The sequence below is a fragment of the Hyphomicrobium sp. 802 genome (assembly GCF_000526135.1).
Classification (GTDB): Bacteria; Pseudomonadota; Alphaproteobacteria; order Rhizobiales; family Hyphomicrobiaceae; genus Hyphomicrobium_B.
Genome location: NZ_JAFM01000001.1, coordinates 2,932,641 through 2,951,201 on the forward strand (window position 1 = coordinate 2,932,641; position 18,561 = coordinate 2,951,201).

The following is an 18,561-nucleotide window of genomic DNA, read 5'->3' on the forward strand; positions in this document are numbered from 1 at the left end:
TCAAACCGAACTTTTTGGCTTATCGCCTCAAATCCGATCCACTTCTGTCTCATGCAGGCTCTCCCGCGGAGGAGAGACTTAGGCGTCACCGGCAAGCCGGATCGGCACCCACAATCTCGGACAGCTCCGGACCGAAGCGAAACCGCCCCGGTCCAGGGTTTTCCGGGTTGCCCCGGAATTCTTCAAACTTAGGCGGCCGGTCCCGGCGCGACGGAAGCGGTGTCGAGCTTCAGGCCCGGACCCATCGTCGAGGACAGCGATACCTTCTTGAGGTACGTGCCCTTGGAACCCGTCGGCTTCGCCTTCACGACCGCGTCGACGAACGCCTTGATGTTCTGGACCAAGGCTTCTTCGGTGAAGCTCGCCTTGCCGACGCCAGCGTGCACGATGCCCGCCTTCTCGACGCGGAACTCAACCGAGCCGCCCTTGGCGCCTTTCACGGCGCTGGTGACGTCCATGGTCACGGTGCCGACGCGCGGGTTCGGCATCAGGCCGCGCGGACCCAAGACCTTACCGAGGCGGCCGACGAGACCCATCATGTCCGGCGTCGCGATGCAGCGATCAAAGTTGATCGTGCCCTTCGAGACGATTTCAACGAGGTCTTCCGCGCCAACGATGTCGGCTCCGGCAGCCTTCGCTTCGTCGGCCTTGGCGCCGCGAGCGAAAACGGCAACGCGCGCCGTGCGGCCCGAGCCGTTCGGCAGGTTGCAGACGCCGCGGACCATCTGGTCGGCATGCTTGGGATCGACGCCGAGGTTGACGGCAACTTCGATCGTCTCGTCGAACTTCGCCTTGGCGCGTTCCTTGATGATCTTCACGGCTTCGTCGACGCCATAGGCTTTACCCGCGGGGAGGCCCTGCTTGACGGTGAGCATGCGCTTGCCACCGGCATCGCGCGTTTCTTTGATCTTTTCAGCGCTGATTTGAGCTTTTGCCATCGGACTACTCCACCACCTTGAGGCCCATCGAACGTGCGCTACCCGCGAGCGTGCGAGCGGCGGCGTCGATATCGTCGGTGTTCATGTCCTTGAGCTTGCCCTTAGCAATCTCTTTCAGCTGCGCGATCGTGACCTGACCGGCAACAATGCGACCCGGCTCTTTCGAACCCTGACCGCCCTTACCCGTCGGGCGAAGACCTGCTGCCTTCTTGATGAGGTACGTCGCCGGCGGCTGACGCATCTCGAACGTGAACGAACGGTCGGAGTAGACCGTGATCTTCACGGGAATCGGTGTACCCTGCTCCAGGTCCTTCGTTTTTGCATTGAAGGACTTGCAGAATTCCATGATATTCACGCCGCGCTGACCAAGCGCGGGACCGATCGGCGGCGACGGATTGGCCGCCCCAGCCGGTACCTGCAAGTTGATAAAGCCGTCAATTTTCTTCGCCATAGTTCCCCTTCACTGTTAGAGCCCGCACCCAAACGGCACGATGCTCAGGGTTAGCGGTTCAACGGGCGAGCCTCCCAAAGTGGAAAGCCTGCCCTCCCGCACATCGACCGCATCCGAACCAAAATCCCGATGCGGGCTCCGGCGGCGAACCGCCGGAATTCTCGTCTCGCCCAAGGCGCTGCTGAGCACCGTCAGGCTGCGATCTTTTCGACCTGTGTAAATTCGAGCTCGACCGGCGTCGGCCGCCCGAAGATCGACACGGCGACCTTCACACGTGAGCGCTCCTCGTCGACTTCCTCGACGATGCCAGTGAACGAAGCGAACGGGCCGTCTGCGACCTTGACGTTCTCTCCGACCTCGAATGTGATCGTCGGCTTCGGCCGCTCTACGCCTTCCTTCACTTGGTTCAGGATGCGCATCGCCTCAGCTTCCGGGATCGGCATCGGCTTATTGTCCGCACCGAGGAAGCCAGTGACCTTCGGCGTGTTCTTGATCATCACGAACGCTGCGTCGGTCATCTTCATTTTGACGAGCACGTAGCCCGGCAAAAACTTCCGCTCGGTCGGGATCTTGCGGCCGCGCTTGATCTCGACGACTTCTTCCGTGGGAACGACGATCTCTTCGAAGAGATCTTCAAGGCCGCCCGCTTTCGCGCGCTCGCGGATCGCGTCCGCCACCTTGCGTTCGAAATTCGTGTATGCGTGCACGATGTACCAGCGCGTACCGGCAACCGTTGCTTTTTCTTCGCGTTCTTGCGCGACAACCATTCTCAAAGGCCCTCTGGCGCGTCACTTAAACCAATCATGCGAGCCGAAATCAGGTGCCCACCCCTAAGACCAAACGCACGATGTGGCTCAGCGCCTGATCAACAAGCAAAAAGAAAACAGAGGCGAGCGCGACCATGATGAGTACCATCAAAGTCGTGATCCACACCTCTTTCCATGTCGGCCAAGTTACCTTCGCGACTTCCTGCCGAACCTCTTGCATAAAGGTTATGGGATTGAACTTCGCCATCAAAACTGCTTTCTGCGCGCATGAGCGACAACATGCCGCACCCGACCTCGGTGTTTTCCGGGGCCGGTCGGCAGATCAAACTCCACGAGGCTGGCAGGGGCGGAGGGTCTCGAACCCCCGACCTTCGGTTTTGGAGACCGACGCTCTACCAATTGAGCTACACCCCTAGTACTGACGCAGGCAAGAGCCAGCCGTCGAGCAGCCTCTTTCGGGGCGTGCACCCTTAACCGAAGTTTGACGGCTTGTCAGCCCCGCCCGCGCCTTTTTTCTATCGGCGACCGTCGGGGCCGCTCCAGGGGCCGCCGATTTCGGCTGGTGCCTTCCCCTGCCCATCCACCGGCTCGATGACGACGGCCGATCCGTAGGCCAGGACCTCGGTCACGGCAGCGGCAATTTCGTTGGCGTCGTAGCGCATCGCGACGACGGCGTTTGCGCCCATGCTCTGGGCGTGCTCGACGAGAAGGTCGAAGGCTTCCTGGCGCGCATGCTCGGCGAGCTTGGTGTAAACCGAGATGTTGCCGCCAAAAAAGATCTGTATCGCGGCGCCGAGATTGCCGACGACGCTGCGCGAGCGCACCGTCAGGCCACGAACCAGCCCGAGGTGACGGACAATGCGGTAGCCTTGAATCTCGTTTGTCGTCACGACCAGCATGGTGCTTCCTCTCCTTCGGCCCGTCTTCCCATGCGGACTCCCGCAGGCGGCGCCACCCTAACGCGACTCTCGGCGAGTGACGACAGAGGGAAACAGCATTTGGGCGGATCTTTCCGTAAAGATCAGATGCGGCGCACTCTGCGGAGCCCGGCGGGAATGAACTTGCCTGCCCAATGTGCCGCTTTTAACTGACGCTCAACCTTGGCTATCAGAGAGCCTAGCAACCCGCGGACACAGGCTCCGTATCATTCGTTGAGATCTGATTTGCCGACATCATCGCTTCGCAACACGTCCAAGGTCCCTCCCGTCTTGGCTCACGCCGGTCTGCTTTTGAGCCGTTATGACGTCATCTTTTGCGATGTCTGGGGCGTGGTTCACAACGGCGTCACGGCGTTCGAGGGCGCATGCCGGGCGCTTGAGAAATTTCGCGCCGACGGCGGCACCGTCATTCTGGTGTCGAATGCGCCGGTTCCGAAGAAGCGCGTGGCGGACATGCTCGATTCCCGGCATGTGCCCAGAAGCGCCTGGGACGACATCGTGTCGTCGGGCGATATTGCGCTTCATCACCTGGATGAGAAGAAGTTCCAGCAGCTTTACTGCATCGGTCCGCAGGACCGCGATCAGGCGCTTTTTTCCGCGCTTCGGGCCCGCTCGGCCGAGTTGGAGGATGCCGAAGCGATCATTTGCACGGGACTCAACGACGACCGGCGAGAGACGCCGGAAGATTACCAGGGCATCCTCGAACGTGCGCTTGCAAAAGACATACCGTTCGTATGCGCCAATCCGGACTTGATCGTCGATGTCGGTGGCACCCTGCTCTATTGCGCAGGCGCCATCGCCGACCTGTACGAGAAGATGGGCGGCGTCGTCTATTGGGCGGGCAAGCCTTATCTCAGCGCGTACGAGACCGCGCATCGCAAGGCTGAGGGGCTTCGCGACAAGAACGTCGCGAAAGACAAGATCCTCGTCATCGGCGACGCCATCCGCACCGATATCAAAGGCGCGCAGAACTATGGCTGCGACGCCCTTTTCATTGCGTCGGGCATTCACCGCCACGAGACGGTCGACGGCATCGACCTGTCGGCGACAAAGCTTGCCGATCTGTTCACGGCCGACGCGCCGCCCGCCATTGGCGCAATGCTCGAACTCGCCTTGTAAGAGCGCCCGGCGCTACTTGATCGGCTTCGTCGAAACTTCGGCCGGGACTTCAGATTTTGGCCGCTTCGGCGTCGGTCCAGCCGAGAAGCTGTTGAAGACCACGTCAGGCGAGGTCGTGTTGTGCTGCGACGGTGTCAGGCGCCCGATCCAGATGTCGGTGGCGCGGGCGTGGTCGAACTTCATGATGTTGTCTTCCCGCCAGCCTTTGGCACCTTGTTCGCGCACTGCGATGCGCGCGGTATCGTTGTTGAATTCCGTGACGTACATCGAGCGCAGCATCGCAAACGGACTGCCGCTGATGCCGTGATCAAATGCAACGTCGAGCGCTAAACGATCGGTGTCGACGTTCACGACCTTCACGGTGGCCGTTCCTCCCCGTTCAAACGTCAGAGTGAACTGCAGCTTATCGGGATCGAATGCGGCTTCCTTGATCTTCACGAGCGGCCGTCCTTCTTTCTCAATCGGGCCGATGAGAAACGACGAGCCGTAAGCAGTGACGTCCATGTTCGCCGGCGTCATCGGACGAGGACGCCAATAGCCGTCTTGCGGATAGAGAACGAGAACCTCATCGGCGCGGCCGTTCTTCAACACCCAGACCTGCAGCATGTGGATGTTGTTGTAGACCTTGTCGCCGATGCGCACCGCGGCCGTCGCCGGGCGCCAGAACGAAGGATACGTATATCCGACCAGCCACAAATCCGGCTCGCCGACGAGCGTGATTTTTTTCGGAGGCACGGGAGCTTTATAAACTGGATCCTTCGACATGTCGCATGCCGTCCAATCCGGCTCGATATTGCTGCGCATGGCGGATGAAAGATAAACGGGATGCGCAGCCTCGATGCGGAACGAACGAACGTTCTTATTCGTGAACGCCACCGCGACGTTGTCTTTCTCGGCGCAAAGCACCGGCTCGCTTTCGTTCTCCACGTCGACGGCCAAGCCATCGAGAGACGCCGCCTGCACGGATATGAACGGCACAACAAGCGAGATTAGCATCAAGGCAAGCAAGCGGACGGACGACGGCATTCAATTCTCCGGTTTCAGGTGCTCATTATGGCGCGAGCATCGCATAGACGTCGCCCGAATTCGCATCGTGTGGCAGGTTGCTCAGGTATTCGGCGATTTCGGCATCCGTGAGCCAACGATCGAACGTGAGCATCTGGGTTTCGCCGAGAGACCAGTTGTAGCGATAGTCGCCAAGCTCCGAAAGTCGATCGAAGCATGCCATCGCGACACCGCGGGCAATCGTCGTGAATTCGAACGACAGCGCCTTTACCGGCTGTGAAAGGCCGCGCAAAGCTGCGTCTTCGAAACCTTCGACATCAATCTTGATGAACGCAGGAAGGCCGTAACGCGCGATGAGACCGTCGAGCGTCACCATTTCGATCAGCAGATGAGCGTCCCAGACCTGGCCTTCCCAGCCGGGCGCGCCTTCGGCTTGATGCACGAAGTCTTCCGACAAAGTCGAAACGGTCGGGTTCGCGGTGTTGACGAAGAGCTCGTGCATTCCAGCATCTGCTCCGACGGCGCGATCAACGATCTCGACGAGCGGATCGCGGCCGTGCAGGTGGGTGAGCGCAGAAAACAGCAGCGGCTGCGGCTCGACCGCGATGACTCTGGCACCGAGACGTCGAAACGACGAGACGCGGTCGCCGACGTGAGCACCGATATCAAACACGAGTGCGCCCGGCTCGATAAAGCGGCGATAGAGATCGTCCATGGCCTCGCGCGGCGCATCGGGGCCGAGATAGACCCGCAGCGATCGCATGACGCCCTGCAACGCTTGCGAGACCATTCCGCTACCGTCCAGCCTCAAGGGCGCGTATCTCGACGGGCGGCGCGAAATCTTCGGGAATGCCTGCGATACCGTGGCGCCGGAAAAAGCGGCCGACCGCCGGGCTCGCCGTGAAAAACGCAAACGGAATGGCGAGCAGATATCCTGCTGTCAGCGGCAGGCTCCAGAGCAGCAGTCGCGGAGAAATAACGGCCAGCGCCAGACAGAGCGAAATGCCGAACACGAGCTGCGGCCATAGCGCCTCTAAGGCTGTGCGCCATGAAAGCCCCGTGCCGTCGCGCTGTTGTCCGTTCCAAGCGATCGATTTCCCCAACACGAGCGCGATCATAAACATTGAGGTGCGAATTGTCGTGACGGAACCGAGAATGAGCGAAAACAAAATTTCGCCGACTGCGCTCAGCGAAAAACGGGCGTTCCCGCCGAAGCGGCGAACCTCTCCCGGCGTCATGACCGCATCGGCAATTCCTGCAAGTTTCGGCGCGAGGTGCATGACAATCAGGATGACATAAAGCATTTCGACGACATGCCACGGGAAGTCGGCGACATTTTGTGCGTTTAAGACCATAAGGGGCAAAAGGGCGGCGAACAGTGTCCAGGCCGGAACGCCGAGAAACATCAAAATCGCCCAAAAAAGCTGAAACCGGCTCACCGGCTTCAGGCCGGGTAGGCCGATCAGCCGAACGTATTGCAGATTGCCCTGGCACCAGCGGTTATCGCGCTGCATGAATTCGATGAGATCGGGCGGATTATCTTCATAGGAACCGGCCTCGACCGGCAGCACACGCACTTCGTAGCCCGCGCGACGCATCAGAACAGCTTCGACCTGATCGTGCGAGAGGATCTGTTTGCCGCCGAGCAGACCGTCCAGCGCGCAGTGCTCGACATAAGGCTTGATGCGCACAAGCGCGTTGTGTCCCCAGAACGGTCCGCAGTCGCCGACCCACCAGGCTTGGCCCATCGTGTAGGTGCGCATGCCGAGCCGCATGCCGAACTGGAAGATGCGCGCAAACGCCGATGATGACGGCGTGCCGACGACGAGGCTTTGCAGGATGCCCAGAAGGGGGTGCGCCTGCATGATACGGACGAGATCGACGATGGTTTCGCCGGTCATCAGGCTGTCGGCGTCGAGCGCCAGCATTAGCTCATAGTCGGCCCCCCAGCGCGCAGCGAAGTCGCGGACGTTCCCGGCTTTGAAGCCTGTGTTTTCGGTGCGGCGGCGGTAAACGATCCTCTCGCGATCCGCGTCGGCAGCGCGCCATTCGGCGATCAGACGTTCCTCTTCAGCCGCGATGTCGGCGCGGTTGGTGTCGCTCAGAATGAAATACGAAAAGCGCGCGGCATCGGATGTGCGATCGAGGCTGGCCTTGACGATCTTCAGTCGGAGAAGCGCCCGAGCCGGGTCCTCGTTGCGGATCGTCATCAAAACGGCGGTGTTAACCGTGATCGGCTGCGGTTCGCCGGTGGATGTCCAAAATGCCGCTTCACCGTTAGATTTCGTCCGCTTTCGCGCTCTGCTCCCATGAAGCTGCCACAGCCCGATGACAGCGTTCCAGAAGCCGAGAATCGGCCATGGAACACCGAGTGCCACGCATATGACCATGATCGCCGACATCAGCGTCCAGCCACCGTGGGCAAGAGCGTGTGCCGTGACGAGCACGATGAGGAGCCAGGTTGCAGTGTTCAATATGAAAGCCGTGCAACGCCGCCGGGCCAGCGTCGCTCTTGCATCGAGACCCGCCGGGGTCGTAAGGCTCTCGCACTCGACTATTGTCACAGCATCAGCCTTCGACATCCCGTCGCGCTCGGCACCGATCGTCATTACGGACCCAATCCTTCGCAATGAATGACCCGCAGAGCACCTTCGAACCCAACGCCCAGCCGACCCGCCGCAGCCAAGGCCAGATCGTGGTTGCGCGCGCGCTCTGGTACGTCAAGCCGGGCGTAGCCGAAATCCGGACCGAACGCCTTGCTCCGCCGCCTCCTGGCCATGTGCGGATTGCCGCCGAGTATTCCGCGATCAGCCGCGGCACCGAACGCCTCGTCGCCCTCGGTCAGGTGCCGGAAAGCGAATGGTCTCGCATGCGCGCGCCGTTGCAGGCTGGAGCATTCTCATTTCCGATCAAATACGGCTATTCGGCGACGGGCGTCGTTACAGCGGGCGCCGAGGCGCTCATCGGCCGGCGCGCCTTTGCGTTGCATCCGCATCAGGATTATTTTCAAGCACCGGAGACGATGCTGTCGCTGCTCCCCGAGGCCGTGCCGTCGCGCCGGGGCGTGCTCGCCGCCAACATGGAAACGGCACTCAACGCCCACTGGGACGCGGGCACGACGCTTGGCGACCGCGTGCTCGTCGTCGGGGCCGGCATCGTCGGTCTGCTGACGGCCTATCTCGCCCGGCGGATTGCGGGCACGGAGGTCGCGATCCTAGACGTCAATCCGGCACGGGCACGACTTGCCGAAGCGCTCGGCATTCGGTTCGTTTCACCATCGGACGTGCCAACGGATAATCGCATCGTCTTTCATGCGAGTGCGACCAGCGCCGGACTAGAAGCGGCGCTAAACGCCTGCGCATTCGAAGGTACGGTCGTCGAGATGAGCTGGTATGGATCGGAACCCGTGACGGTCAGGCTTGGCGGCACGTTTCACAGCCGGCGATTGAAAATCGTATCGTCTCAGGTCGGTCACGTCGCACCGAGCCACCGCGGAACACTGAAGCACGCCGATCGCCTTGCGCGCGCCATTGACCTCTTGGATGACGCCCGTCTCGACGCGCTCGTTTCGGAAGAGGTGCATTTCGACGATTTGCCATCGGTGTTGCCGCGGATCTGGTCGTCATCCGACTTGCCGCCGGTCATTCGCTATTAATCTCATCAGGTGAAGAAGCTCAGATGTTCTCCGTCGAAGTCCGCAACCGCATCATGATCGCCCACTCGCTACCGGATCCGTTTTTCGGACCGGCGCAAAACATGCACGGCGCAACCTTCGTGGTCGATGTCGCGTTCTTCCGCGAAGCGCTGACGGCGCAGAACGTCGTCGTCGATATCGGCGCGGCGCTTGACGTCCTGGGGCAAACGTTGAGGCCCCTCGCCTACCAGAACCTCGACACCCTGCCGCAGTTCAAAGGTGTGCTGACGACGACCGAATTCATTTGCAAATATATCTTCGACCAGATGGCGGCGGCGGCGCTGTCCGGCGCGCTTGGTGACGACGGAAAGACGCTCGCGCGGATCCGTGTCACGCTGTCTGAAACGGATCTGGCACGTGCGAGCTACGAGGGACCGATCGGTGGCTGAAGCGGTATTCGCCATTCCAGGAGACTTGAAAACGGCGACGGGAGGCTACGCCTACGATCGCCGTGTGATGGAATTGCTTCCAGCGTTCGGCGTTCCGGTTTCGGTGTTGGCGCTGCCCGCGTCGTTTCCCAATCCTACCGAAAGCGATCTGGAGGACGCGCGGCAGGCGCTTGCAGGATTGCCCGCAAATTCCGTGCTCGTCGTCGATGGCTTGGCGTTCGGCGCCTTCACCAACGACGTGCTCGATGCCATCAAGGGCCGCGTCGTCGGCCTCGTGCATCATCCGCTGTTTCTTGAAACGGGCCTGCCGCATGCGCGCAAAGTCGAATTGAAAGACAGCGAAGAACAAGCGCTAAGGCGTGCCAGCCACATCATCGTGACGAGCCGCGCGACGAAGCGGATCGTAACCGATCACATGGGGATCTCGTCGGAGAAAATCACCGTCGCGCAGCCTGGGACCGATCCGGCGCAGCGGGCAACCGGAACCGGCGCACCGCTGCAGATCCTCGCAGTTGGCGCTGTGATGCCGCGCAAAGGCTATGATCTTCTCGTCGAAGCCTTGGCGCCGCTGATCGACATCGATTGGCGGCTGACGATTGCGGGCGCGCTCGACCGTCATCGGCAAGCTGTCGAATCGGTGCAAGAGGCCATTCGCAGGCACGGGCTCGAAGATCGCGTTACGCTTGCGGGCAAAGTGGTGCCGGCTACGCTCGACCGCTTTTACGAGAGCGCAGATCTGTTCGTCTCGGCGTCTCTTTTCGAAGGATATGGCATGGTGCTGGCGGAAGCCATGGCGCGTGGACTGCCCATCGTGCTCGCAGCAGGCGGGGCTGCAGCCGACACAGCAGGCGAAGCCGCCGCACTGCATGTCGAAGCTGGCAACGTGCCGGAACTGACAGCGGCGCTGCAACGTGCGTTGACCGACAAAAAACTCCGCGATCGGCTCGCTGATGCGGCCTGGGAAGCGGGCCGAACGCTTCCGACCTGGCACGAAACGGCTCGCCGGATCGCTGCCGTTATTCTGGGACTTCGACCGTGAGTGACTTTTCCGCCGAATGGCTCGACCTGCGCGAGGCGGCCGATATGCGAGCGCGTAATCCGCAAGTCGCAAACGCCGTGTCCGCTCGCTTGGCGTTGCGCGACGAACTGAACGTCCTCGATCTTGGTTCCGGCACAGGCGCCAATCTTCGCGCGACGGCGCACCTTTTGCCATCGCGGCAAACGTGGACGCTTGTCGATCGCGACGCGGCATTGCTCGATGCTGCGCGCACGAAACTCACGCGTTGGGCCGACACGCACACGACCGAGGGCGACGCGCTGGAGCTAGAGAAAAGCGGACGCAAAATTCGCGTCATGTTCAAATCGGCGGATCTGGCACACGACACGCAAGCGTTGATCGCCGAGGGTGTTCAGCTCGTCACGGCGTCGGCGTTTTTTGACCTGACATCCGAGAGCTATATCCGCGAACTTGCGAAAGCCGTCGTCAGCGCTAAGGCGGCGTTCTACGCGACGCTCGTCTATAACGGCTTGCAGAAGTGGACGCCACATCGTCCGGCCGACAATCAAATGACAGCGGCGTTTCAGCGTCACCAGATGCACGACAAGGGTTTTGGCCCCGCGGCCGGGCCTCTGGCCGGTTCGCATCTCGTCGATCAGTTTCGCATCAACGGCTATCTGGCGCTGTCCGGTGAAAGCCCGTGGCGGCTCGATCGCGCCGATCGCATGCTGATCGAAGAGTTGGTGCGGGGCCACGCAGTCGCCGTCACAGAAGACGGCGGCGTCGATGAGAAGACCATCGTGACGTGGGTGAACGTGCCGCGCAGCGCAGCGTTCGTGGGGCACACCGACGTGTTCGCGGCGCCTCAGTAAGCGCGTCCTTTATCAGGCGACCCGCTTGGGGATCATCCGCTCGACCACCCGATCCCTGCGGACGAAATAGTGATAGACGGCGGCGATGATGTGCAGCGTAACGAAGCCGATGATCAGAAATGCCCCCAGTTCGTGCCACTCGAAGATTTCCTTCGAGAGGTCGTCATTCTTCACTGTCAGCATCGGCAAACGGAAATTGAAGATATCGAGAAAGTCGCCGTATGAGATGGCCAGATAGCCGAGAACGGGAACCGCGATCAGCAGCGCGTACAGCGCCCAGTGCACGAGATGGCTGATGCCGGTCAATGCGGGTGGCACGGTCGGGTCGGAGCGCGGTGCGCCCTGTGTCAGCCGGTAGAGCAGCCGCAGCACGACGAGCGTCAGCACAATCAATCCGAGCAACTTATGTGAGCTATAGAGATAGCCCGTCAGCGCATCCCAGACGCCTTTGACCGGTTCGCCCTTTTCATTGACCGACGGCATCTCATTGCCGCGGTACGACATGTAAAAGCCGAGGGGCAACTGAATGAAAATCAAAAGCGCGATCAGCCAATGAAAGGCGCGCGCCGTCGGCGTGTAGGTCGGGAGAGCATATTTCGGATCTTGGGCCATGGCCGCTAGCCTCGCCGTTGATGCCTCAAATCACAATCAAACAGCACGTCGCCGCCGTCAAGAACATGCACTGTCGTTTCGGGCCGCAACGCATCGCCGAGCCGGTCGACAGGCAACAGCGAAAGTCCTTGAATACCTGAACCCAATATCATTGGCGCGACAAGGATATGAAGACGATCAACCATATTTGCGTCGATGAAATTTGAAACCGTCGCGGCGCCGCCTTCCACCAAAATTTTCCTGAAGCCGCGCGCAAAAAGTGCCGTGACGATTGCGGACGGCGCCAGGAGTCCCTCCGTTGAGGCGACGACCAGCAGTTCGGCGCCTTCCGGAACGACGCGTTCATGATCGCCGATAACGAGGCATGGCTCGACGCCGACGGCAAGACAACGTGCTGATGCCGGGAGGCGTCCGCGCGGATCAATGATGACGCGGACGGGTTGCGGGCCATCGACGCGACGGACGGTGAGTTGCGGATCGTCGGCGATCACCGTTCCTACGCCGACGACGACGGCATCGACGTGGGCGCGAAGGCGATGCAGGTGATCGAGCGCCGCAGGGCCGTTGATCCAGCGTGACTCGCCATGTGTCGTCGCAATGCGCCCGTCGAGGGATTGGCCGAGCTGGGCAACGATGAACGGACGTTCAGGCGATGCGCTTAAAATGGCGTCAAACATCCCCGTTGCGTGGTTTTTAGCGGATGTCATACGGTCTTAGCGTGCTATAAGGCGCAAAACCGAGCGCAAAGAGCATTGGAGCCGAAGAGCTGACCGCCAATTTGAGCTGTCTACGGTTGATTTGCATGCCGCGCAATTCACCTGTCTTACCGGCGTTCTCCATGCCCTCTCCATTATCCTCTCATAGCATCCCGACATGACGACGAAACCGCTTGGCCTGATCGCAATCTACACGCGCTCGCTCGCCCTGCTCGCATCCGAGAAATATCTGGCGATGGGTCTTGCGGCTGCCGGCGTCGTCATCGCCGTCACGCAACTTGCCGAGCCCATTCTGTTCGGGCGCGTCGTGGACGCCTTGAGTAAAGGCGAAAGCGCTTTCGTCTATATCGGACTTTGGGCGCTCCTGGGACTGTTCGGCATTATCGCGGGCGTCATCGTCGGCATCAATGCCGACCGTCTGGCGCACCGGCAGAAGCTCGCGCATCTGGCGAGCGTTTTCGAAAAGACGATCTCGTTGCCGCAAAGCGCACACGCGGCCCGCGGTTCGGGCGCGACGATACGAACGATTTTGTCGGGAATGAGCGCGTTGTTCTGGTTGTGGCTCGGCGTCATGCGCGAGCAATTGGCGACCGTGTTCGGCATTATCCTGCTGGTGCCGACGGCGTTCGCCATGGACGTCCGGATGGCGACGATCCTGGTGGCACTGGCCGGCGCCTATACGCTGATGCACGTCTTCGTCGTCAAGCGGACCGCAGTCGGGCAGGCCGCGGTCGAAGATCATGAGACGGCGCTGTCGAGCCGCGTGGTCGATGTCGTCGGCAACGTCACTGTGGTGCAGAGCTACGGACGGCTCAAAGCCGAAGCCGATGCGCTGCGCGGACTCGCGAACGATCTTTTGTCGGCTCAGTACCCAGTGCTGACGTGGTGGGGCGTGTTGACCGTGATGCAGCGTTCGGCGGCAACGCTGACGATGGTCGTTATTTTTACGGCGGGCGCCGTTCTCGTCGGGCGCGGTGAGCTGACCGTCGGGCAGATCGTCAGCTTCGTGGCTTTTGCGACGTTGCTGATCTCGAAGCTCGATCAGCTTTCGGGCTTTGCCGTGCGCATAGATCAGCAAGCGCCGACGATCACGGCTCTGTTCGATTTGATGGATGAAGTCGGCGCGGTCGGCGACGCGCCCGGCGCAAAGCCGCTTGCGGCCGTCGAAGGCGCCGTCGCGTTCGATCACGTCAACTTCCGCTACGACGGCAGCCCGCAGGGCATCACTGACTTGTCGTTCGCGGCGAAGGCCGGCGAAACGGTTGCGTTTGTCGGACCGACGGGATCGGGCAAGTCGACGACGATTGGCTTGCTCCAACGTTTCCTGAAACCCAGCTCGGGACGGGTATTGATTGATGGGCAGGACATTGCGGGCGTGACGCTCGCATCGCTGCGCAGCAACATCGCGGTCGTGTTTCAGGACGCGGGGCTTTTCAACCGTTCGATCGGCGAGAACATCCGCATCGGCAGGCCGGGTGCGACAGACGCCGAGGTCGAGCACGCGAGCCGTCTGGCCGAAGCGCACGACTTCATCATGCGCAAACCGGGCGGATACGATTTCGTCATCGGGGAGCGCGGGCTGGCGCTGTCGGGGGGCGAGCGGCAACGCATCGCCATTGCGCGGGCCATTCTGAAGGACGCGCCGATCCTTATTCTCGATGAAGCGACGAGCGCACTCGATTCCGAGACAGAGGCGAAGATCAAGCGGGCGCTCGATACGTTGCGCGCCGGGCGTACAACATTCGTCATTGCGCATCGCTTGTCGACCGTTGCTGACGCCGATCAGATCTTTGTCTTGGACCAGGGGAAAGTCGTCGAGCACGGCCAGTTCACCGAGCTTGCGGAACGCGGCGGGCTTTTCTCGCGGCTCGTTGCCGAAGGCGGCTTCACGGTGCCGAAGACGACGGAGAAGCCGCGAGAACCGGTGGCGTGATGTGCGCTGTAGAGGATGGGGCCCTCTCGCCCAAGACCGGGAGAGGGCAAGACATCAGAGCTTGTGGGCCATACGGGCGCGCTTGGTGTCGAGGTAGCGCTGATTGAACTTGTTCGGCGCGGCGACGAGCGGCAGACGCTCGGCGATGCGGATGCCGTGCTGCTTGAGCGCCTGCTCCTTGGCGGGATTGTTCGACAGCAGCTTGATCTCCGACATGCCGAGGTCGCGCAGGACACGCGCCGTCAAACCATAATCGCGGCTATCGATCGGAGCACCGACTTCGATGTTGGCCTCAACGGTATCGAAGCCCTGATCCTGTAGCGCGTAGGCCTGGATCTTCTTGAAGAGGCCAATCCCGCGGCCCTCGTGATAGGGCACATAGATGATGGCGCCGTAGGGCACCTCGCTGACGATCTTCAGCGCGGCCTGGAGTTGCTGATAGCAGTCGCAGCGGAGCGAATGGAAGATGTCGCCGGTAACGCAGCCGGAGTGGACGCGGACCACGGGAACCGGCGCCGAGCCGTTAACGGCCGTCGGGTCGCGATGGATGAGGGCTAGGACCTGCTCTTCTTCGCTATCGCCCTGATAGGCGTGCGCTTCGAGCATTAACTCCTTGCCCTGAAAGTCGATGGGAAGAATGGTCTCGACCGACCAATCGGCTGGCATTTTCACGGACGTCAAGGCACCCGACTTCATCTTTGTATCGCTCCGGGATCTCAGAAGGCATATGCCCCATTTGCGAGGCGAACGCAAAGTCTCCTACCTAGGCGGCCTTTTGAATGTTCCGCAGGGAACAGCGAGGTAGCCACGAAATCCGCTAACGCGATTAAATGGGCATAGCCTTGCGGAAGATTAGGACGTCAGGATGACGCGGGGAGGGCTTCGGACCGAATTGGAATAAGCTTTATATCCGGGGCATGGCCCCTCACCCAACCAAAGAATGTCGAATTATGGGCGCGTCAGGCGGCTGAATTCGATTTTCGGACAGCGGTCCATGACGACGGTCAGACCGGCGGCGCGGGCTTCGGCTGCGGCATCTTCATTAATGACGCCGAGTTGCATCCAAATCACGCTCACGCCCAGACGGCCCTTCTCGGCGATCACCTCACGGACGATCGCCGGAACGGCGTCGGAGTTGCGGAAAATATCGACGACGTCGGCGGGCGGAGGAAGGTCGGCCAGCGTTGCATGGACCGATTGGTCGTGAATGGTCTTGCCGGCGATGGCGGGATTGACGGGTTTCACTGTGTAGCCTTTGGCGATCAGAAACCGCATCACGTCGTAGCTCGCCCGCTCGGGTTTCTGAGATGCTCCGACTACTGCAAATGTTTTGACGCGCGCAAGGATGGCGCGGATTTCGGCGTCGTCCAAACCGTCGATCGTCATCCTACTCATTCCGGCAGCGTAACCCGTCCGTCGGCGTCCAACGGCATGAACGGGTTGAAGGCGACTTCCCAAAGGTGGCCATCGGGGCCGGAGAAGTATCCGGAGTATCCTCCCCAGAATGCCTTCTGGCCCGGCTTTAGCAGCGTCGCGCCAGCCGCCACGGCTTCGGAGATAGCCCTATCGACCTCGGCTTCCGAACTGACGTTGTGCGCGAGGGAAATGCCGCTGAAACCGGATTTCGTAGCAGCCACGCCAGCGTCATCGGCCAGCGCCTCGCGACCGAAAAGCGACAGTACAACGCCCCCTGCATCGAAAAAAGCAACGCCATCATGGCTCGCGGATGACGGGCGGAAGCCCAGCGCTTCGTAGAATGCCCGAGCTTTTCCGACATCGCTCACCCCGAGTGTGACAAATGAAAGCCGCGCCGCCATCAACGGTCCTTCCATTCGGGATGACGCTTTTCGATGAAGGCGCAGATCCCCTCGCCTGCGTCGGCCGTCAGCATATTGTTGACCATCACCTCGCTGGCATAGGCATAAGCGTCCTCAAGCGGCATCTCCGCTTGGCGATAGAACGCCGCTTTGCCGATGGCGACGGTCGCCTTCGATTTGGCTGCGATGATGCGCGCCATGCTCAGCGCTTCGTCCATGACTTTGTCCGGCGCCACGACGCGATTGACGAGGCCGAAGCTCAGCGCATCCGCTGCGGACAAGGCTTCGCCGAGCAGCAGCATTTCCATCGCACGCTTACGCGAGATGTTGCGGGAGAGCGCAACCATTGGCGTCGAGCAGAAAAGGCCGATATTCACGCCGGGCGTGGCGAAGTCGGCCGTCTCGGCAGCGATGGCGAGATCGCAGGTTGCGACGAGCTGGCAGCCGGCGGCGGTGGCGCGCCCCTCGACCGCGGCGATAACCGGTTTCGGACAGGCGACGATGGCGCGCATCATTGCCGAGCAGGCCGTCATCGTTTCGCGGAAAAACGCCTCGCCGCCATCGGAATCGACGCGGTGGGCGGTCATTTCTTTCAGATCGTGGCCGGATGAATAGACCTTGCCACTTGCCGCAAGAATAATGACGGCGACGCTCGGATCGGCGCCCAAACGCTCGACGGTATCGTGCAGTTCACGAATGACAGCGCGGGAAAGCGCGTTACGCGCCGCAGGCCGGTTGAGCGTTAGCCGTACAATGCCGGGCTCAACGGTCTCGACGAGGACCAGCGGGGCAGCTAAGGGCGAAAGATCCTGCATTCGGGCACTCCGTGCGTGACGCCCGTCCACGAGCGTTTCGCTACTGTAACGCCTTCTCGATCTCGGCGCGATGCGCTTTCACGATCTCGACGTTCTCCTTGTATTGGAGGCGCGGCGTCGTGCCGATCGCTTCATTCAACTCGTCAAGAAGCTGCTTCTTGTCGGCGTCTGGGATCGTCGTATCCTTCTCGACTTCCTCGCGCTCTTTTTTCAGCGCATCAACCGGATCGACGAAGTTGCCGGTGCCGGAGTCCAGTCCGGCCATGACGATCGAGATGTTCGCGGCGACGTCATCCAGTTCGGCGAAGGTTTTGAAGCCGTGCTTCTTTGCGATGCCTTCGAGTTCCGACTGGAGTGCTGGATCGGGCTTGTCACCCGCCGCCTGGATTTTGCTGGCGATCGCCGCGAGGTCGGCCTGCGCGGCGATGAAGCGCGTCACTTGATCGTCGGTCAGCTTGATCTGCTTCACATCGTCGGGAGCAGGCGCGTCCGAGCCGCTGGCATCGCCCTGCGCGGCCGGAGGATTGGTCGGTGCGGCGACATCTTCGGCGTTCGCCAGTGTCACGCTGGCAGCGAGAGCGAGCCCCCCGATGATCGTGCGCAGCGCCGCCTTGGCCAGAAAGACCGACATCGTGTTCCTCCAGTACACTTTCCGCATCACGCGGACCTGTTGCCCCGCGACCTCTTACGCCCACTCGGACGATAACGAGAAAGCTTCCGCCGTTCCGCTTTCAGATTTCGGTCCCGGTGTGGCGCGCGAAGATCAGTGTGGGATTTAATCCATGCTCCCTGCACCGCCCATGAACAAGGCTTGCACGGCGGGGAAGCTGGGACCGGCGTGAGGTGGTATTGTAATACCGCAATGTGGTGTTATTTTACCGTATTTATTATCTATTTGATTTTGCTATATAATATTAGAAACAAGAAATTGTTCTTGCCAAGGATCGGTATTTCTGCGTATTCACGCCGCTTCTCGGAACGCCACGCGACCAGCCGTCTGGGCGCGGAGCCATCCGCCAAGGAGCTTCAATATAATGTCTACCTATGTCGCCAAGCCGGCCACGGTGGAGAAGAAGTGGGTCCTCATCGACGCCGAAGGGCTCGTTGTCGGCCGCCTCGCCGCTCTCATCGCGACGCGCCTCAAGGGCAAGCACAAACCGATCTACACGCCACACGTCGATTGCGGTGACAACATCGTCGTCATCAACGCCGAGAAGGTCGTCTTCACCGGCGCCAAGCGCGAAGACAAAGTCTACTACAAGCACACCGGCTATCCGGGCGGCATCAAGGAACGGACGCCGAAGCAGATTCTCGACAGCAAGCATCCGGAACGGATCATCGAGAAGGCCGTCGAGCGCATGCTCGCCCGCGGACCTCTTCATCGCCAGATCATGCGCAACCTTCGCGTCTACAAGGGCGCCGCGCATCCGCATGAAGCGCAGAACCCGGAAAAGCTCGATATCGCGAAGCTCAACCGCAAGAACGTGAGGGTCTAATA

22 protein-coding genes and 1 tRNA gene are annotated in these 18,561 nt (G+C 61.0%); 7 read left to right on the plus strand and 16 right to left on the minus strand.

All coding sequences use genetic code 11. The annotated features are described in order from the left end of the window. Positions 1–188: 188 nt before the first annotated feature. The 6 genes from rplA to HYP802_RS0115040 form a co-directional block, all read right to left on the minus strand. Positions 189–938 carry a 50S ribosomal protein L1 gene (rplA, locus tag HYP802_RS0115015; protein ID WP_013948202.1) on the minus strand — a complete coding sequence of 250 codons (750 nt, stop codon included), beginning with the start codon at positions 936–938 and terminating at the stop codon, positions 189–191. Positions 939–942: 4 nt separating this feature from the next. Further along, positions 943–1,389: a 50S ribosomal protein L11 gene (gene rplK, locus HYP802_RS0115020; protein WP_013948203.1), complete on the minus strand. Its 447-nt coding sequence runs from the start codon at positions 1,387–1,389 to the stop codon at positions 943–945. Positions 1,390–1,580: 191 nt separating this feature from the next. Next, on the minus strand, positions 1,581–2,156 hold the full coding sequence (gene nusG, locus HYP802_RS0115025; protein ID WP_013948204.1) for a transcription termination/antitermination protein NusG: 576 nt from the start codon (positions 2,154–2,156) through the stop codon (positions 1,581–1,583). Between the two features lie 49 nt (positions 2,157–2,205). After that, complete coding sequence (gene secE / locus HYP802_RS0115030; protein ID WP_013948205.1) at positions 2,206–2,403, minus strand: preprotein translocase subunit SecE; 198 nt, start codon at positions 2,401–2,403, stop codon at positions 2,206–2,208. Positions 2,404–2,494: 91 nt separating this feature from the next. Further along, a tRNA-Trp gene (locus HYP802_RS0115035) sits at positions 2,495–2,570 on the minus strand. Between the two features lie 101 nt (positions 2,571–2,671). Continuing rightward, positions 2,672–3,055 (minus strand): YbjQ family protein, encoded by a 384-nt coding sequence (locus HYP802_RS0115040; RefSeq protein WP_013948207.1) that lies wholly within the window; start codon positions 3,053–3,055, stop codon positions 2,672–2,674. 264 nt (positions 3,056–3,319) lie between these two features. Here HYP802_RS0115040 and HYP802_RS0115045 point away from each other — a divergent pair, with 264 nt between their 5' ends. Next, the gene (locus HYP802_RS0115045; protein WP_013948208.1) at positions 3,320–4,213 is read left to right on the plus strand and encodes a TIGR01459 family HAD-type hydrolase; all 894 of its coding nucleotides are present in this window, start codon (positions 3,320–3,322) and stop codon (positions 4,211–4,213) included. Positions 4,214–4,225: 12 nt separating this feature from the next. On the opposite strand, the gene HYP802_RS0115050 is transcribed toward HYP802_RS0115045, so the two are convergent. From HYP802_RS0115050 to mdoH, 3 genes are read right to left on the minus strand one after another with little or no spacing between them, the layout of a single operon-like run. After that, the gene (locus HYP802_RS0115050; protein ID WP_013948209.1) at positions 4,226–5,239 is read right to left on the minus strand and encodes a hypothetical protein; all 1,014 of its coding nucleotides are present in this window, start codon (positions 5,237–5,239) and stop codon (positions 4,226–4,228) included. A 25-nt stretch (positions 5,240–5,264) separates the two neighbouring features. Further along, complete coding sequence (locus HYP802_RS0115055; protein ID WP_013948210.1) at positions 5,265–6,008, minus strand: FkbM family methyltransferase; 744 nt, start codon at positions 6,006–6,008, stop codon at positions 5,265–5,267. A gap of 4 nt (positions 6,009–6,012) precedes the next feature. Then, the gene (mdoH, locus tag HYP802_RS0115060; RefSeq protein ID WP_013948211.1) at positions 6,013–7,827 is read right to left on the minus strand and encodes a glucans biosynthesis glucosyltransferase MdoH; all 1,815 of its coding nucleotides are present in this window, start codon (positions 7,825–7,827) and stop codon (positions 6,013–6,015) included. Between the two features lie 20 nt (positions 7,828–7,847). Here mdoH and HYP802_RS0115065 point away from each other — a divergent pair, with 20 nt between their 5' ends. Genes HYP802_RS0115065 through HYP802_RS0115080 form a run of 4 tightly spaced genes read left to right on the plus strand, consistent with a single transcriptional unit; the run spans position 7,848 to position 11,170 of the window. Then, positions 7,848–8,873, plus strand: coding sequence for a zinc-binding alcohol dehydrogenase (locus tag HYP802_RS0115065; RefSeq protein ID WP_013948212.1), 1,026 nt, complete (start codon positions 7,848–7,850; stop codon positions 8,871–8,873). 23 nt (positions 8,874–8,896) lie between these two features. Further along, positions 8,897–9,301, plus strand: a complete 405-nt coding sequence (locus HYP802_RS0115070; protein ID WP_013948213.1) for a 6-carboxytetrahydropterin synthase — start codon at positions 8,897–8,899, stop codon at positions 9,299–9,301. Next, positions 9,294–10,340, plus strand: a complete 1,047-nt coding sequence (locus HYP802_RS0115075; protein WP_024276064.1) for a glycosyltransferase family 4 protein — start codon at positions 9,294–9,296, stop codon at positions 10,338–10,340. The genes HYP802_RS0115070 and HYP802_RS0115075 overlap by 8 nt, the downstream gene beginning before the upstream one ends. Continuing rightward, on the plus strand, positions 10,337–11,170 hold the full coding sequence (locus tag HYP802_RS0115080) for a class I SAM-dependent methyltransferase (protein WP_013948215.1): 834 nt from the start codon (positions 10,337–10,339) through the stop codon (positions 11,168–11,170). Before HYP802_RS0115075 ends, HYP802_RS0115080 begins: the two co-directional genes overlap by 4 nt. A gap of 12 nt (positions 11,171–11,182) precedes the next feature. Here HYP802_RS0115080 and HYP802_RS0115085 read toward each other — a convergent pair whose 3' ends face one another. Further along, on the minus strand, positions 11,183–11,782 hold the full coding sequence (locus HYP802_RS0115085; RefSeq protein WP_013948216.1) for a cytochrome b/b6 domain-containing protein: 600 nt from the start codon (positions 11,780–11,782) through the stop codon (positions 11,183–11,185). A gap of 5 nt (positions 11,783–11,787) precedes the next feature. Then, complete coding sequence (locus HYP802_RS0115090; protein ID WP_035575830.1) at positions 11,788–12,489, minus strand: RibD family protein; 702 nt, start codon at positions 12,487–12,489, stop codon at positions 11,788–11,790. 166 nt (positions 12,490–12,655) lie between these two features. Between HYP802_RS0115090 and HYP802_RS0115095 the strand changes: the two genes are divergently transcribed. Beyond that, the gene (locus HYP802_RS0115095) at positions 12,656–14,431 is read left to right on the plus strand and encodes a glucan ABC transporter ATP-binding protein/ permease (RefSeq protein ID WP_013948218.1); all 1,776 of its coding nucleotides are present in this window, start codon (positions 12,656–12,658) and stop codon (positions 14,429–14,431) included. A 54-nt stretch (positions 14,432–14,485) separates the two neighbouring features. On the opposite strand, the gene HYP802_RS0115100 is transcribed toward HYP802_RS0115095, so the two are convergent. The 5 genes from HYP802_RS0115100 to HYP802_RS0115120 form a co-directional block, all read right to left on the minus strand. Further along, the gene (locus HYP802_RS0115100) at positions 14,486–15,127 is read right to left on the minus strand and encodes a GTP cyclohydrolase II (RefSeq protein WP_013948219.1); all 642 of its coding nucleotides are present in this window, start codon (positions 15,125–15,127) and stop codon (positions 14,486–14,488) included. Positions 15,128–15,379: 252 nt separating this feature from the next. Next, positions 15,380–15,817, minus strand: a complete 438-nt coding sequence (locus tag HYP802_RS0115105; RefSeq protein WP_013948220.1) for a CoA-binding protein — start codon at positions 15,815–15,817, stop codon at positions 15,380–15,382. A 5-nt stretch (positions 15,818–15,822) separates the two neighbouring features. Further along, positions 15,823–16,248, minus strand: a complete 426-nt coding sequence (locus tag HYP802_RS0115110) for a VOC family protein (RefSeq protein ID WP_013948221.1) — start codon at positions 16,246–16,248, stop codon at positions 15,823–15,825. Then, positions 16,248–17,063 carry an enoyl-CoA hydratase gene (locus HYP802_RS0115115; protein ID WP_013948222.1) on the minus strand — a complete coding sequence of 272 codons (816 nt, stop codon included), beginning with the start codon at positions 17,061–17,063 and terminating at the stop codon, positions 16,248–16,250. The genes HYP802_RS0115110 and HYP802_RS0115115 overlap by 1 nt, the downstream gene beginning before the upstream one ends. Positions 17,064–17,103: 40 nt before the next feature. Further along, on the minus strand, positions 17,104–17,694 hold the full coding sequence (locus HYP802_RS0115120) for a hypothetical protein (protein ID WP_013948223.1): 591 nt from the start codon (positions 17,692–17,694) through the stop codon (positions 17,104–17,106). A gap of 403 nt (positions 17,695–18,097) precedes the next feature. Here HYP802_RS0115120 and rplM point away from each other — a divergent pair, with 403 nt between their 5' ends. Then, positions 18,098–18,559 carry a 50S ribosomal protein L13 gene (gene rplM, locus HYP802_RS0115125; protein ID WP_013948224.1) on the plus strand — a complete coding sequence of 154 codons (462 nt, stop codon included), beginning with the start codon at positions 18,098–18,100 and terminating at the stop codon, positions 18,557–18,559. Positions 18,560–18,561 lie beyond the last annotated feature (2 nt).

Excerpts from the sequence above, each read along its gene's own strand:
- HYP802_RS0115070 (WP_013948213.1), top strand. The coding sequence starts at position 8,897 with ATGTTCTCCGTCGAAGTCCGCAACCGCATCATGATCGCCCACTCGCTA.
- rplA (WP_013948202.1), bottom strand. The coding sequence starts at position 938 with ATGGCAAAAGCTCAAATCAGCGCTGAAAAGATCAAAGAAACGCGCGAT.
- HYP802_RS0115050 (WP_013948209.1), bottom strand. The coding sequence starts at position 5,239 with ATGCCGTCGTCCGTCCGCTTGCTTGCCTTGATGCTAATCTCGCTTGTT.
- HYP802_RS0115095 (WP_013948218.1), top strand. The coding sequence starts at position 12,656 with ATGACGACGAAACCGCTTGGCCTGATCGCAATCTACACGCGCTCGCTC.
- HYP802_RS0115085 (WP_013948216.1), bottom strand. The coding sequence starts at position 11,782 with ATGGCCCAAGATCCGAAATATGCTCTCCCGACCTACACGCCGACGGCG.
- HYP802_RS0115100 (WP_013948219.1), bottom strand. The coding sequence starts at position 15,127 with ATGAAGTCGGGTGCCTTGACGTCCGTGAAAATGCCAGCCGATTGGTCG.
- rplK (WP_013948203.1), bottom strand. The coding sequence starts at position 1,389 with ATGGCGAAGAAAATTGACGGCTTTATCAACTTGCAGGTACCGGCTGGG.
- HYP802_RS0115040 (WP_013948207.1), bottom strand. The coding sequence starts at position 3,055 with ATGCTGGTCGTGACGACAAACGAGATTCAAGGCTACCGCATTGTCCGT.
- HYP802_RS0115110 (WP_013948221.1), bottom strand. The coding sequence starts at position 16,248 with ATGGCGGCGCGGCTTTCATTTGTCACACTCGGGGTGAGCGATGTCGGA.
- HYP802_RS0115065 (WP_013948212.1), top strand. The coding sequence starts at position 7,848 with ATGAATGACCCGCAGAGCACCTTCGAACCCAACGCCCAGCCGACCCGC.
- nusG (WP_013948204.1), bottom strand. The coding sequence starts at position 2,156 with ATGGTTGTCGCGCAAGAACGCGAAGAAAAAGCAACGGTTGCCGGTACG.
- secE (WP_013948205.1), bottom strand. The coding sequence starts at position 2,403 with ATGGCGAAGTTCAATCCCATAACCTTTATGCAAGAGGTTCGGCAGGAA.
- HYP802_RS0115090 (WP_035575830.1), bottom strand. The coding sequence starts at position 12,489 with ATGACATCCGCTAAAAACCACGCAACGGGGATGTTTGACGCCATTTTA.
- mdoH (WP_013948211.1), bottom strand. The coding sequence starts at position 7,827 with ATGACGATCGGTGCCGAGCGCGACGGGATGTCGAAGGCTGATGCTGTG.
- HYP802_RS0115115 (WP_013948222.1), bottom strand. The coding sequence starts at position 17,063 with ATGCAGGATCTTTCGCCCTTAGCTGCCCCGCTGGTCCTCGTCGAGACC.
- rplM (WP_013948224.1), top strand. The coding sequence starts at position 18,098 with ATGTCTACCTATGTCGCCAAGCCGGCCACGGTGGAGAAGAAGTGGGTC.
- HYP802_RS0115105 (WP_013948220.1), bottom strand. The coding sequence starts at position 15,817 with ATGACGATCGACGGTTTGGACGACGCCGAAATCCGCGCCATCCTTGCG.
- HYP802_RS0115055 (WP_013948210.1), bottom strand. The coding sequence starts at position 6,008 with ATGGTCTCGCAAGCGTTGCAGGGCGTCATGCGATCGCTGCGGGTCTAT.
- HYP802_RS0115120 (WP_013948223.1), bottom strand. The coding sequence starts at position 17,694 with ATGTCGGTCTTTCTGGCCAAGGCGGCGCTGCGCACGATCATCGGGGGG.